Here is a 14,551-nt window from a genome sequence, read left to right on the forward strand (position 1 = left end):
TATAGGAAAGATGAGGAGCAATTACTTGTATTTTGGTAGCGTTTGCCTTATACTAGTTTTGAGATAAAGATGAGGAGTATACGATGCAATACATTGTCAATAATAGTAACGACCCTGCTTACAACATTGCCCTAGAGGCCTATGCTTTCAAGGAATTGACCCAGATTGATGAAATTTTTATCTTGTGGATCAATGAGCCTGCGATTATCATTGGGAAGCATCAAAATGCGATTCAAGAGATCAATAAGGAATATACGGATTCCCATGGAATCCATGTTGTTCGTCGCTTGTCAGGCGGTGGTGCTGTGTACCATGATTTGAACAATTTGAACTATACCATTATCTCCAATAAGGCAGACGAGGGAGCCTTTGATTTTAAGACCTTCTCCAAACCCGTCATTGACACGCTTGCAACCTTGGGGGTTCGGGCTGATTTTACAGGACGCAATGACCTTGAAATTGACGGCAAGAAGATTTGTGGGAATGCCCAAGCCTATGCCAAGGGGCGGATGATGCACCATGGCTGCCTGCTCTTTGATGTCGATATGACGGTTCTAGGAGATGCCTTGAAGGTCAGCAAGGATAAGATTGAATCAAAAGGAGTTAAATCAGTCCGTGCGCGTGTGACCAATATCAACAAGGAATTACCAGAAAAAATGACCGTGTTAGAGTTCAAGGAAGCGATTTTGAACCAAATGAAGCGGGAGTATCCTGATATGGATGAATATGTCCTGTCAGAGGCTGAATTGACCCGAATCCAAGAAATTCGTGATACCCAGTTTGCAACGTGGGATTGGACCTTCGGTCAGACACCAGAGTATACAGTAGAGCGCAGTGTCCGTTATCCTGCTGGGAAAATCACGACCTACGTTAAGGCGGAAAAATCAATCATTGAATCAATAAAGATTTACGGGGATTTCTTTGGAATTGGAGATGTCGCAGATATTGAGGAATTACTCATCGGAACGCGTTATGAATATGCAGATGTGCTGGCAAAACTCCAAACCATCGATACCACTCACTACTTCTCCCGCATGACGACAGAAGAAGTCGCAAAAGCGATTGTTGCCTAATGATACAAAGAGGTTGGAGGACCAACCTCTTTTATTGATTCAATCTAATGGCTCATACTCCATCAAACGTAAGGGGATAGCGTCTTCTTTATACTCAAAGAAAATCAAAAAGCAAACTAGGAAGCAAGCCGAAGGCTGTACTAGCGTACGGCAAGGCGACGCTGACGACGTTTGAATTTGATTTTCAAAGAGTATTAGAAATAAGGAGCAGTGCTACCGCTTCTCGTCTATTGTTGATGTTCGCTAGCTGAGGCTGCCTTCGTTTGAGGTATACAAGTGTCAGAGCATAGAGACGAACTATGACCTATCATAAAGTTTTGGTATTGGTCAAGTTGGTCATTTTTTGGTATGATAGAAGAATCATGTTAGGAATAGGAGAAACTATGTCAAATAACTTACTTGTGTTACAATCGGACTTTGGTTTGGTTGACGGAGCGGTGTCAGCCATGATTGGGGTGGCGCTTCAAGAATCGCGTGATTTGGTGGTTCATCATCTAACCCACGATATTACGCCTTACAATATTTTTGAAGGTTCTTACCGCCTCTTTCAGACTGTAGAGTACTGGCCTGAGGGAACGACCTTTGTATCTGTTGTTGATCCTGGGGTTGGTTCAAAGCGAAAGAGTGTGGTCGCTTTGACAGAGCAGAACCACTATATTGTAACGCCTGATAATGGTACCCTGTCTTTCATCAAGCAACATGTGGGGATTAAGGCGGTGCGTGAGATTTCAGAGGTTGCCAACCGCCGTGCCAATACCGAACATTCCTACACCTTCCATGGTCGGGACGTCTATGCCTATACAGGGGCAAAATTGGCGTCAGGGCATATCGGCTTTGAGGAGGTAGGACCTGAGCTAGAGGTGGCAGATATTGTCGAAATTCCAACCGTTGCAACAGAAGTAGGGGCAGACTTTGTGAAAGGGGCAATCGACATCTTGGATGTCCGCTTTGGTTCGCTGTGGACATCAATTACACGTGAGGAGTTTTATAGTCTTGAGCCAACCTTTGGCGATCGTTTTGAGGTTACCATTTACAACAATGATATGCTGGTCTATCAAAACCAAGTGACCTATGGCAAGTCCTTTGCGGATGTCCGTATCGGTCAGCCTTTGCTGTATATCAATTCCCTCTACCGTGTGGGTCTTGCTATCAACCAAGGTTCCTTTGCCAAGGCCTATAATGTTGGTGTTGGACAAAACTGGCATATTGAAATTAAGAAAATGAGTGTTTAGGAGATAAAAAGGAGAGTATCTATGAAAAATAATTCGATTAAAACAGTTGTAGGAACCGGTATCGGAGCGGCCTTGTTTGTCGTGATTAGCTTGCTGATCAATATCCCAGTGGGGATTCCCAATACCAATGTGCAACTTCAATACGCTGTTCAGTCTTTGTTAGCTGTTCTCTTTGGTCCAATCGTTGGTTTCTTAGTTGGCTTCATCGGTCATGCTCTAAAAGATTCTCTTCAATATGGTCCATGGTGGTCTTGGATTCTTGCTTCAGGAGTCTTTGGCTCGATTGTTGGCATCTTGAAATACCGCTTGCGCATTCACCAAGGTGTGTTTACCGTTCAGGATATGCTCCTGTTCAATGGTGTGCAAATTCTGGCAAATCTCTTGGTATGGGGTGTCCTAGCACCGGTTTTGGACATCTGGGTCTACCATGAGCCTGCCAACAAGGTCTTTACGCAGGGAGTGGTTGCAGGAGGTGTCAATGCGGCTACTGTTGGTGTTGCAGGTACAATCTTGCTAGCAGTATATGCCCAAACCCAGGTGAAAAACAACAGCTTGTCGAAAGATGAGTAAGTCTTATGAAATACAACCTGTTCAGTTCAAGCTGGACGGGTTTTGTTTTGTATTTGCGGGCAAATAAATTGCCTTGAATTGTGTATGCAAAGTATAATGATAATGAATGATAAAATTCAGATAATTTTTAGAAAGAAAAGGGAGAAGAAATCTTATGGCAAAAGATATTCGCGTTTTACTGTATTATAAATACGTTCCGATTGAACATGCGCAAGAATTTGCAGCGGAGCATTTGGCATTTTGTAAATCAATCGGCTTAAAAGGTCGTATCCTTGTGGCAGATGAGGGAATCAACGGGACGGTTTCAGGTGATTATGAAACCACCCAAAAATACATAGACTATGTCCACTCACTTCCGGGTATGGAGGACTTGTGGTTTAAGATTGATGAGGAAGAAGAGCAGGCTTTCAAGAAGATGTTTGTGCGCTACAAGAAAGAGATTGTGCATTTGGGCTTAGAGGATGATGATTTTGATACGGACATCAACCCACTCGAAACGACAGGTGCCTACCTTTCACCACAAGAATTTAAAGAGGCCCTCTTAGATGAAGATACGGTCGTTCTTGACACACGTAATGATTACGAATATGATCTCGGTCACTTCCGCGGTGCCATTCGCCCAGACATTCGCAACTTCCGTGAATTACCACAATGGGTTCGGGATAACAAGGAAAAATTCATGGACAAGCGTGTGGTCGTTTACTGTACAGGTGGTGTCCGCTGTGAGAAATTCTCAGGCTGGATGGTTCGTGAAGGTTACAAGGATGTCGGTCAACTACACGGTGGTATTGCGACCTATGGAAAAGACCCAGAAGTTCGTGGCGAGCTTTGGGACGGGAAAATGTATGTCTTTGATGAGCGAATCGCTGTTGATGTCAACCATGTAGACCCAGTCGTGGTCGGAAAAGATTGGTTTGACGGGACTCCATGTGAACGTTATGTCAACTGTGGCAATCCATTCTGTAACCGTCGGATGTTGACCTCAGAAGCAAATGAGCACAAATACCTCCGTGGTTGCTCACACAAATGCCGTGTCCACCCACGCAATCGCTATGTTGCAGAACACGGCTTGACCCAGAAAGAGGTCGCGGAGCGCTTGGCAGCGATAGGCGAATCCCTCGATGAACTGGTGGCACAATAAAGAGAAAACAGTACCTCAATGCTTAGACCGTTCATCTAGCATTGAGGTGCTTTTTTGAGTATCAAGGAGATAGCATACGAGGGGTTCCCACTGTGTATGTAGGCTAAGGATGAGGCTATAGCGCTTCATATTAAAAAACTATGCGGTTTCAAGGTGATTTTATGATAGAATAGTAGGGTAGGAGTTGTTACATAGTCACTTGAAGGAACCGCTCAAGGGCTAGGAACTATAGAAGAAATGAGATAGGTGCATTGATGAGAAAAGCAATCATTGAGTTTGAAAACTTTAGTTTTAAGTACGATGCTCAACAGGAAGCGACCTTGCAAGAAATTGACTTGACCATTTATCAGGGAGAGAAAGTCTTGATTATAGGACCATCTGGTTCTGGGAAATCAACTCTGGGTCAATGTTTGAATGGAATTATTCCCAATATCTATCAAGGAACAAAGACGGGAAATATACGGATTGATGGGAAAGATGCCTTTGAGTTGTCGATTTATGAAAAATCCCTTTTTGTGAGTACCGTCTTACAGGATACGGATGGGCAATTTATCGGACTCAGTGTAGCAGAGGATTTGGCATTTGCCCTTGAAAATGATGTCACCCCCTTGCATGAGATACGGGAACGGATTGACTTCTGGGCGGAACGTTTGGATTTGCGGGCTTTACTGCACCACAGACCGCAGGATTTATCTGGTGGGCAAAAGCAACGGGTCAGTCTAGCAGGCGTTTTGATTGATGAAAGCCCGATTTTGCTCTTTGATGAGCCGCTTGCTAATCTTGATCCCAAATCGGGTCAAGAGACGATTGAGCTGATTGATCGTCTGCATCAGGAGCAGGGAACGACGACCATTATCATCGAACACCGTTTAGAAGATGTCCTCCACCGTCAGGTGGACCGAATCGTCTTGGTCAATGAGGGACGCATTTTGTACAATGGTGCTCCTGATCCTCTACTTCGTTCGGGCTTGCTAGGGGAAAATGGCATTCGGGAACCCCTTTATCTGACCACTTTGCGCCAGTTGGGCTATGATTTGGAGCAGGAGGCAGCGGTGACGAGTGTGGAGCAGTTGACCTTGGCAGATGTCCAAGTAGAAGCCCTACCTGCGTTTGTTGTGGAAGAAAAGGTCGATTCCCCCTTGGTAGAAGTGAGGAATTTGCGGGTTGCCTATGGCGATAGGGAGGTACTTAAGGATGTTACCCTCTCCATTCGTCGGGGAGAGCGCTTAGCGATTATCGGGAAGAATGGGGCAGGAAAGTCAACCCTTGCCAAGGCCTTGTGCCAGTTTGTCGAGGTATCGGGTGAGATGATGTGGAATGGGCAATCGGTTGCTGCTGATTCTATAAAGGAGCGTGCGGGGCGCATTGGCTATGTCTTACAAAATCCCAACCAGATGATTAGTCAGACCATGATTTTTGACGAGGTAGCTCTGGGGTTGCGCTTGAGACGAGTGGCAGAAGAAGAAGTGACGGAGAAGGTTGAGGCAGTGCTTCGAACCTGTGGTCTATATGCCTTTCGGAAGTGGCCGATTTCGGCACTCTCATTCGGGCAGAAAAAGCGCGTCACGATTGCTTCTATCTTGGTCTTGAATCCAGAGATTATTTTACTAGATGAGCCGACAGCAGGTCAGGACCAGCGAAATTATACAGAAATTATGGATTTCCTTGATGACTTGAACCGCCAAGGGCATACCATTATCATGATTACCCACGATATGCAGTTGATGTTGGACTATTCTGATCGTGCGATTGTCTTAGTGGATGGACAGATCGTAGCGGCCGCTCATCCGGCTCAGATTTTGACCAATCAAGATATTATTGAAGCTGCGAACTTGAAAGAAACCAGTATCTTCCACTTGGCGGAAAAACTAGGTGTCGATGCGCTGGCCTTGACCCAATTTTACATGGAAAGAGAGAGGAAAGAGTAGATGAAAGGTGTGAATATCATTGGCTATCGGGCAGGTCATGGCCTCATTTATGACTTGTCCGCTGTCAGCAAACTTGTCTTTTTCCTTCTCGTCTCGATAGCAGCCATGATTACCTACGACACACGGTTGGTGTTTGCTATCGCGATTTTGTCACTTTGTCTGTTTAAGGCGTCACAGATTCGCATCAAAGATGTATCCTTTGTTCTTATCCTGACAACCATTTTCGCCTTGATGAATGCGGTCATGGTTTACCTGTTTGCTCCAGAATATGGGGTGGACTTGTACGGTGCTAAAACCGTTCTATGGTCGGGAATTGGTACCTATAATATGACCAGTCAAGAGCTATTTTATCTTCTCAATCTGCTGTTAAAGTATTTTTGTACGATTCCCCTTGCGGTTATCTTTTTGATGACCACGCATCCGAGTCAGTTTGCTTCGAGTTTGAATCAGCTGGGCATTTCTTACAAGGTAGCCTATTCCGTCAGCTTGACCATGCGCTATATTCCCGATATTCAGGAAGAATTTTACACCATTCGGATGTCGCAGGAGGCGCGAGGAGTTGAATTATCCAAAAAAGGGAGATTGATAGAGCGTATCAAGGGCAATCTCGCTCTCGTGATTCCGCTGATTTTTAGTTCTCTTTCGCGTATTGATACCATATCAACAGCCATGGAGTTGCGCCGCTTTGGCAGAAATGAAAAACGAACGTGGTATACCTACCAAGCCCTTGGGACAAAGGATTATCTGGTGTTGGTGCTAGCTCTAGCAATCCTGATCCTAACAGGCATCTTATTTGCCGTCAATGGTGGTCGTTTTTACAATCCTTGGAGATAATAAAATAAAAGAAAATGAGATGAGTTGTTCATCTCATTTTCTTTTATAGTGGTCGTTTGTTGGGCATGCCTGCTTTTCGGGGGTATTTATTGGGGGTTTCTTTTTTCTTTTCCACAATGGTTAAGGTTCGAGGGTCTCCATTTGGGAGGAGATAGTCTACCTTTTCGATGACCTTGGCAAAGAGTAGGGTTAGCGCTTGTTTTGCTTGGCTCAGTTCATCTTCGGCATTCGAGGCTTTGAGGGCAATCAGTCTGCCCTTGACCTTGAGAAAGGGAATGGTCAACTCAGCTAGAATCTGCATGCGTGCCACTGCTCGGGCAGTCACAACATCAAATTGCGCTCGGAAGTTCTTGTCTTGGGCAAAATCTTCTGCCCGTCCGTGGTAGAAGTGGACTTGGGTCAGCTGTAATTCTTGAGCCAAATGAGTAAGGAACTGAATGCGTTTGTTGAGGGAATCGATAATCGTAACATCCAGTTCAGGCAAGAGGATTTTCATGGGGAGGCTAGGAAAGCCTGCTCCTGCTCCAATATCAAGAAGGCGAGTTGGCACGGCTGTGAGATGTCCTTGCAGGATAGGGGCAAGCGAATCATAGAAATGCTTGAGGTAGACCCCCTCCTCATCTACAATAGCTGTTAGGTTAATCTTTTCATTCCACTCAGCCAAGCGGGTAAAATAGAGGGCGAATTGCTCTTTTTGTCTATCTGTTAAAGGGAAGCCTTGTGCTTCTAAGGCGGTGTAAAATTCTTCAGGTTTCATAGTTCTATCTTATCATAAATGTGGAAAAAAGAAAAACTCATACTCGCCAGAAATTCTGCAATTTCCTACAGCATTCTTTGTGAAAGGATATCCCAAAATGAACAGGGACAGATGTCGAATCATCGACATCTGTCCCTGTTCATTTTTATTGTGAAGCACTTGGCGTTGGGCTAGAAGAAGGTGGCTGTTCTTGTGTTGTCGTAGCTGAAGTGCTTGTCTGTGGTTGTTCAGTAGTCTGACTAGTTGGTGTCTCTGTGTTGCTCGTGGTTGTAGAGTTTGCATCCGAAGAGCTAGAAGTTGAAGTCGTACTACTTGGAGTTGTGTTAGTGTTTGGAGTATAGGTATATTGAGGAGCACTTCCTTCCAAGTACCAATATCCTCCGTATCGATAGATACCATCTGGAGCTTCCCAATCACTAGCAGTATCAATCGGATTGAGATAGGCCATCATGTTGCGGTAAACATCTGTTGCAATAGGAATACCATTGTCTAAGATTGGCGTTTGTCGATTGGTATACCCTGTCCAAACAGCCATGGCATAACGTGTGGTATAGCCTACAAAATTTTCGTCAGGAACAACGAATGAGCTGTAGTTGGCTGCTTCATTGTTAGCGAGAATCGCCTCCATCTCCGCATCTGTATAATTGGCGGTACCAGTCTTACCTGCTTGAGGAAGGCCTGAGATTGCAGCGTTCAACCCATTTCCGTAAGTCAAGACGCTCTTCATCATATCGGTCATCATATAAGCTGTTTCAGCTGTCATGACCCGGTTGCCTTCGGGAGCAAATTCTTTTGTGCTACCGTCACTAAAGACAATCTTGTTGACGTATTGTGGCTTGTAATAGGTACCACCGTTGGCAAAGGCAGCGTAGGCGGCCGCCATTTTCTCACTACTTGCCCCATACTTAGAGCTGGCATCTGTCGTATTGCTTGAAATGGAGTTTGAATAGAGCAGTTCTGGATAAAAGATACCTAGACTATTTAAAAACTTATGAGCCTTGTCTAAGCCAACGGCTTCTAATGTCTTAACAGCAGGAACATTTCGTGAATATTGAATGGCTGCTTTTAAGGTTAGCGAACCATAGTAGGTCCGATCCCAGTTATAGACAGGTGTGGTAGAAGCGGGGTAATTGTAGGGCGCATCAAGAATGACATCGGCGGTTGATTTATAGATGCCGTATTCAAGAGCAGGCGCATAATCGGTGATAGGTTTCATGGTAGAGCCGAAGTCGCGGTTGGTTTCAACTGCTTGGTTGGTACCAAATGAAACATTGCTAGCTTGGTTTCTGGATCCGAGCTGAGCAACGACGTATCCATTTGAGACATCGACTACGGTAGAGGCGACTTGGAAGTTTTCATCAGGGTAGTTGACATAGTTGCCAGAGTTATAAATATCCCAGAGCTGTCTTTGAGCATCCACATCGACATTCGTATAGACATCCAGTCCTGTAGTGAGTAGATTGTAGCCAGTTTGTGCTTCGACTTCCTCGATGACTTCCTTGAGGTAGTTATCCATGTAAAGTGGGTAAGCGGAAGTATTGGTGAGAGGTTGTAAGCCGTCAGTGATATCTGTTAGGACTGCAGTCTCATACTGTTCTTGGGAAATATATTTTTGCCCGAGCATCTGTTGCAAGACTAGATCCCTACGGTACTTAGCCGCTTCTGGCTGGGTGTAAGGATCATACTGATTGGGTGCTTGAGGCATACCTGCCAAGAGTGCTAACTGTGGAAGAGTGAGCTCTTTTAACTCTTTTCCGTAGTAGGCTTTTGCGGCAGTCTTCATCCCATAGTTGCCATTCGCCATAAAGACCTTATTGATATAGTAGGTCAAAATTTCTTGCTTGGTGTTGCGGCGTTCCAATTGAAGAGCCAACCAGGCTTCTTGGATTTTCCGTTTAATGGTTTGATCCTGAGTTGACGTTGAGAAATAGGTCAGCTTGATGAATTGCTGGTCAAGGGTCGATCCACCTTGGAGTTTCCCTCCCTTTAAGTTGTTGACAAAGGAACCTGCAATCCGAATGACATCGATTCCGCGATGGCTGAAGAAGCGCTGGTCTTCAATAGCCACAATTGCATTGACTAAATCCTTTGGAATTTCAGAAGTTTTGGCATTGGAGCGTTTCTCTGATCCCAAATCGGCAATTAGTTTGTTATCCTTGTCGTAAATTTTACTGGAAACCGTCGCAGTAAGTGCCTCTTCTGTCAATTTTGGAGCCGAGCTCACATAGTAGATGACAATTGCTAGTCCGACTAGAAATACGGTGATAAAGCTAGCCAGGGCAACGTTGGCGAAAATGACCCACATTTTCTTAAGGTTTGTTTTTTTCAAGAGTATCACCACCTAATAAATTTTTTTCAACAACCTCTAAGTAAGGTAAGCTAGGATAACCCCCCATCTCGATTTGAAATCCATGTTTACGAATATAGTCAATAGGCATGGATTTTTTGCCGTTTTCGACCCTGTAAAAATTAATCAGAGCAGAAGCGGGAAGCAGATAGGTTTCTTTCAGTGTTGAAAAGTGAAGGAGTACAAAACAAATTCCTCTTTGTTGTAGGACTTGATCCATATGTTCAATCTGATGCGAGTGAAAATTTTTCATCGGCATGGCTGTTTTCTGTCGTGTTTCCTTGGCCTCAAAGTCGATATAGTGACCTTGGAAGACCCCTGAATAGTCCGTCGTAGATGCTTGGCGGAAATAGGCTTCGACAATCTTAGCCCGACTTCTTTTGGGATAATCGACTTTCACGATTTGAACGGGGGTAGGCTTCTTATGGATAACAGCCTGCCCATGAGCTAGATAGTAGGTGTTACTATCGTTAATAGCGGCTTCAAAGGACATGCCACGGTTGGCAAAGTCCACCTGCTGGCGAGAAAATGTTGAACTGGTTCTACTGATTTTTTTTCTAACCTGATGAGGATAATTGACCATAGAACTCCTTCTTGATAAAATAAAATCATTATATTATACCATAACATAAGAAAAGAGTTCAAGTAATGCACATTGATCGAGTACTGATAGCAGGCTATCGCCACACCGATTTGGGGATTTTTTCAGACAAGGATCCTCGTCTTGCCGTCATCAAAAAAGCCATTCGAATGGATTTGATTCGCTTCTTGGAAGAGGGGGTGGAATGGTTCATCCTGACGGGGAATCTAGGCTTTGAATACTGGTGTTTGGAGGTGTTGCGAGACCTGCGCCAAGAAGACTATGACTTTCAGATAGCAACGCTCTTTTTATTTGAAAATCACGGGGAAAACTGGAACGAGGTCAATCAGATCAAGTTAGCCCATTTTAAGTCGGTTGATTTTGTCAAAATGACTTATCCCCGCTATGAAAATCCGAGTCAATTTCGGATGTATAATCAGTTTTTGCTAGACAATACAGACGGTGCATACCTTTTCTATGATTCTGAAAATGAAACAAACTTGAAATATCTCTATCATCTGATGTTGAAAAAGGAAGAGTATCCTAGAAAAACGCTTACTTTTGAGCGGTTAAATGAGATAGCTGAAAATTTTGAATAAATTGAGTGATATGACTTGATTTTTCCCTATAATTTTTCATATAATAGAGGTAATGACGTTTTAGAAGATAGAGGTGTAGCAATGGCAAGTATTAAATTTACGACTAAGGATATTTTTGAACAAGACTTTAAAATCGGTTTTCGTGGTTATGATCCAGATGAGGTGAACGATTTCCTAGATGAAATCATGAAAGATTACGATGCCTACGATGCAATTATCAAGGAATTGAAAGGTGAGATTGCTCGTTTGAAAGCCCAGTTGGCAAATGTGCCACGTGCAGCTGCAGCGAGTGTAGAAGATTCTGAAACGTTGAGAACAGAACGGGCGTCTTCAGCAAGCAACTTTGATATTTTGCGCCGTTTGAATCGTTTGGAAAAAGAAGTATTCGGTAAGCAAATCGCTCAAGAAGATTAAGAGTAGTAAGATTGTGCAATTTTTGGATAATCGCATGGTAGCTAACTGCCATGAGGAAAGTCCATGCTAGCACCGGCTGTGATGCCGGTAGTGATTGTGCTAGGCGAACCAATAAGCCTAGGGACGTAGCAATGCGTTACGGCGATTGAAACAGCTAAGTCATAAGATAGGCTCGAGTAGGTCTGAAAAGTGCCACAGTGACGGAGTTTTTATGGAAACATAAAAAGTGGAACGCGGTAAACCCCTCAAGCTAGCAACCCAAATTTTGGTCGGGGCATGGGAAAGTCGGAATCAGAACGAACTTTCCTGACTGCGCAAGCAGTAGACAGATGATTATCGAAGGTGGTGGTGCCTAGTACCACTGGAACAAAACATGGCTTATAGAAAATTGCATATAATAGGTAGGCTAGCTGTGCTAGCTTTTATTATCGGAGAATCATGAAAAAAACATTTACATTTATTGCGACAGCAGCTGCTGGATTAGAAGCTGTAGTAGGGCGTGAAGTCCGTGAACTGGGATACGACTGTCAGGTTGAAAATGGTCGCGTGCGGTTTGAAGGTGATGTCACGGCGATGATCAAAACCAATCTCTGGCTCAGATCAGCTGATCGAATCAAGATTGTGGTTGGAAGCTTCAAGGCCAAGACCTTTGAAGAATTGTTTCAGGGCGTTTTTGCCTTGGACTGGGAACATTATTTGCCACTAGGTTGTAAATTCCCCATCTCCAAAGCCAAGTGTGTCAAATCCACCTTGCACAATGAGCCAAGTGTCCAGGCTATTTCCAAAAAAGCGGTTGTTAAGAAATTGCAGAAGCACTTTTCGCGACCAGAAGGGGTGCCCTTACAGGAAGTGGGAGCAGAGTTTAAAATTGAAGTATCGATCTTGAAGGATGTGGCAACGGTCCTCATCGATGCAACAGGCTCTAGTCTCTTTAAACGTGGCTATCGCTCTGAAAAAGGTGGTGCCCCAATTAAGGAAAATATGGCCGCGGCTATCTTGCAGTTGTCAAACTGGTATCCTGACAAGCCCTTGGTCGATCCAACTTGTGGCTCAGGAACCTTTTGTATTGAAGCTGCCATGCTTGCCCGCAATATGGCGCCAGGTCTAGAGCGTTCCTTTGCCTTTGAAGAATGGAACTGGGTAGAAGATGTGCTCGTCGAGCAGGAAAGACAGAATGCTCGTCAGGCGATTCAGAGGGATGTGGTGCTGGATATTTCAGGCTTTGATATTGATACACGCATGATTGAAATTGCAAGGAAAAATGCGATTGCAGCAGGAGTGGACAAAGACATTACCTTTAAGCAAATGCGCTTGCAGGATTTTCGAACGGATAAAATCAACGGTGTTATTATCTCAAATCCGCCTTACGGAGAGCGTTTGCTCGATGACACGGCCATTATGACCCTCTATCGAGAAATGGGGGAAACATTTGCGCCTCTCAAAACCTGGTCCAAATTTATTTTGACCAGCGATGAGCAATTTGAACAACGTTACGGCAGTCAAGCAGATAAAAAACGCAAATTATACAATGGAACATTAAAAGTCGACCTTTATCAATTTTTTGGACAGCGCGTGAAGCGAGTGGTGAAAGAGCAGGAATAGATATGGTAAAGAATACAGAAAAGAACAATGCTCTCCCAAGTGATGGAGAAAAAATCTTAGAGTTTGAAGATGCAAAAAATATGACCGTAGGTCAAGCAGTCAGAAAGCATGAAGAAATCAAGGCAGGTGTGACCGAAGAAGACGGTCTGTTGGATCGCTATATCAAGCAGCACAGAGATGAGATTGAATCTGAAAAGTATGAAACACAGATGAATCTGCCAGTCCTAACAGATGAGGAACTAGAGGAAGTAGCTCCAGTCAATGAAGACAGCGAACCTTCTACTGAGACTGCGATTGAAGAGCAAGTCGAAGCGATGCCGATTCATAAGGTTACCCCAGTAGCTCCCAAGGAAGAAGTATTGCCAGAACCTGAAACGGCAGCATTTAATAATATTGGGGAAGAAGAGAGTTCTTCCCGTAAGACACTGGTGATTTGGACAGCCTTGGCGCTCTTGTTTATCGCAGCTCTGGCTCTAGCCTTTGTTTGGATGAAACAGTCAGAAAAAAACAATGAAACACAAGTTTCGTCCACTTCGACCAGTCAAAGCACTAGTAGTTCAAGTAAGGAAGATGCAGCGGTCACAGCCTTTAATAACCTTTACGCAACTTTCTTTACAGATAAAGAGCAAACCAAACTGAAAAATAGTGAGTTTGGGAAGTTGTCTGAATTAAAGAAGGCCTTGGATAAGATCGATGCGAAGACATCGGCCTATCAAACGGCTAAGAAGAAGTATGAAAGTCTTGAAACAGCTATAAAAGCCGTTCAAGCCTTAAATGCCCAATTTGATAAGCCAATCATTGTGGATGGTGAATTGGATACGACAGCGGCTGTGAAAGATGGCGAAAAACTATCATCCCCTACTGCTACAGGTATGACGGCTGTTGATGCCAAGATTACAGCAGCTATCAATCTTGGGCGTTCCCAACAAACTGCCGCTCAGACAAGCGCTACAGATACGAATGCTCAGGTGGCAGATCCAGCAGCGCCTGTAGAAGCTCCCGCAAGTGCAGATACCACTCCTTCCGTGGTTCAATCAGGTGGCGGTGTAGGGACGGATCTTCTTTACGGTATTGCGATTCCTGCAGGGGTCACTCTTCAGCGGAATCTCAGTCGCGTGCCTTACGATCAAGCCAAGATTGATGACGTCGATAATCCGGCCTGGACCTTTAATCCTGGTGTCTTGGAAACAATTATTGCCGTTTCCCAAGAACGTGGATACGTGTCAGGTTACAATTATATTTTGGAACCTGTGAACATTATCAACGGAAATGGTTATTATAATTTATTCCGTCCAGATGGCACCTACCTTTTTTCGATGAATGCCAAGACAGGTTACTTTGTCGGAAATGGTTCGGGATATGCAGATGATTTGGATTATTAGTTGAAAAAACAGGATGGGGACAACAAGTCTAGCAACTAGGGAGTGAAGAGTCTTTTAGTGCTCGCTCCAATAAGTCTGGGAAGACTGTTGGA

At 44.2% G+C, this 14,551-nt stretch carries 13 protein-coding genes and 1 other RNA gene; 11 read left to right on the forward strand and 3 right to left on the reverse strand.

The features are described 5' to 3' along the window. Positions 1-83: 83 nt before the first annotated feature. From E4T82_RS06780 to E4T82_RS06805, 6 genes are all read left to right on the forward strand, one after another. On the forward strand, positions 84-1,073 hold the full coding sequence (locus E4T82_RS06780; RefSeq protein WP_135182098.1) for a lipoate--protein ligase: 990 nt from the start codon (positions 84-86) through the stop codon (positions 1,071-1,073). Between the two features lie 383 nt (positions 1,074-1,456). Then, positions 1,457-2,305, forward strand: coding sequence for an SAM hydrolase/SAM-dependent halogenase family protein (locus tag E4T82_RS06785; RefSeq protein WP_135182099.1), 849 nt, complete (start codon positions 1,457-1,459; stop codon positions 2,303-2,305). A gap of 21 nt (positions 2,306-2,326) precedes the next feature. After that, positions 2,327-2,875 carry an ECF-type riboflavin transporter substrate-binding protein gene (locus tag E4T82_RS06790; protein ID WP_135182100.1) on the forward strand — a complete coding sequence of 183 codons (549 nt, stop codon included), beginning with the start codon at positions 2,327-2,329 and terminating at the stop codon, positions 2,873-2,875. A gap of 154 nt (positions 2,876-3,029) precedes the next feature. Beyond that, the gene (locus E4T82_RS06795) at positions 3,030-4,016 is read left to right on the forward strand and encodes a rhodanese-related sulfurtransferase (protein WP_135182101.1); all 987 of its coding nucleotides are present in this window, start codon (positions 3,030-3,032) and stop codon (positions 4,014-4,016) included. A gap of 254 nt (positions 4,017-4,270) precedes the next feature. Then, entirely contained in the window at positions 4,271-5,944 is a 1,674-nt protein-coding gene (locus E4T82_RS06800) for an ABC transporter ATP-binding protein (RefSeq protein ID WP_135182102.1), read from the forward strand. Beyond that, positions 5,945-6,778, forward strand: a complete 834-nt coding sequence (locus E4T82_RS06805) for an energy-coupling factor transporter transmembrane component T family protein (protein ID WP_135182103.1) — start codon at positions 5,945-5,947, stop codon at positions 6,776-6,778. A 43-nt stretch (positions 6,779-6,821) separates the two neighbouring features. Here the strand turns inward: E4T82_RS06805 and rsmG are convergent, their stop codons facing one another. The 3 genes from rsmG to recU all read right to left on the reverse strand — a co-directional run bounded on the left by rsmG (position 6,822) and on the right by recU (position 10,465). Next, positions 6,822-7,535 (reverse strand): 16S rRNA (guanine(527)-N(7))-methyltransferase RsmG, encoded by a 714-nt coding sequence (gene rsmG, locus E4T82_RS06810; protein WP_135182104.1) that lies wholly within the window; start codon positions 7,533-7,535, stop codon positions 6,822-6,824. A 145-nt stretch (positions 7,536-7,680) separates the two neighbouring features. Continuing rightward, entirely contained in the window at positions 7,681-9,840 is a 2,160-nt protein-coding gene (pbp1a, locus tag E4T82_RS06815; protein ID WP_135182129.1) for a penicillin-binding protein PBP1A, read from the reverse strand. 4 nt (positions 9,841-9,844) lie between these two features. Beyond that, positions 9,845-10,465 carry a Holliday junction resolvase RecU gene (gene recU / locus E4T82_RS06820; protein ID WP_135182105.1) on the reverse strand — a complete coding sequence of 207 codons (621 nt, stop codon included), beginning with the start codon at positions 10,463-10,465 and terminating at the stop codon, positions 9,845-9,847. A gap of 65 nt (positions 10,466-10,530) precedes the next feature. Here recU and E4T82_RS06825 point away from each other — a divergent pair, with 65 nt between their 5' ends. From E4T82_RS06825 to E4T82_RS06845, 5 genes are all read left to right on the forward strand, one after another. Continuing rightward, complete coding sequence (locus tag E4T82_RS06825; protein WP_135182106.1) at positions 10,531-11,061, forward strand: DUF1273 domain-containing protein; 531 nt, start codon at positions 10,531-10,533, stop codon at positions 11,059-11,061. An 81-nt stretch (positions 11,062-11,142) separates the two neighbouring features. Further along, a complete protein-coding gene (gpsB, locus tag E4T82_RS06830) occupies positions 11,143-11,475 on the forward strand; it encodes a cell division regulator GpsB (RefSeq protein ID WP_135182107.1) in 333 nt (110 codons plus the stop codon). Between the two features lie 18 nt (positions 11,476-11,493). Next, an RNA gene (rnpB, locus tag E4T82_RS06835) (RNase P RNA component class B) lies at positions 11,494-11,861 on the forward strand. Between the two features lie 52 nt (positions 11,862-11,913). After that, entirely contained in the window at positions 11,914-13,077 is a 1,164-nt protein-coding gene (locus E4T82_RS06840; RefSeq protein WP_135182108.1) for a THUMP domain-containing class I SAM-dependent RNA methyltransferase, read from the forward strand. Between the two features lie 2 nt (positions 13,078-13,079). Then, positions 13,080-14,459, forward strand: a complete 1,380-nt coding sequence (locus E4T82_RS06845) for a cell division site-positioning protein MapZ family protein (protein WP_135182109.1) — start codon at positions 13,080-13,082, stop codon at positions 14,457-14,459. The last annotated feature ends 92 nt before the right edge of the window (positions 14,460-14,551 follow it).

The organism is Streptococcus cuniculi, from assembly GCF_004570575.1.
Lineage (GTDB): Bacteria > Bacillota > Bacilli > Lactobacillales > Streptococcaceae > Streptococcus > Streptococcus cuniculi_A.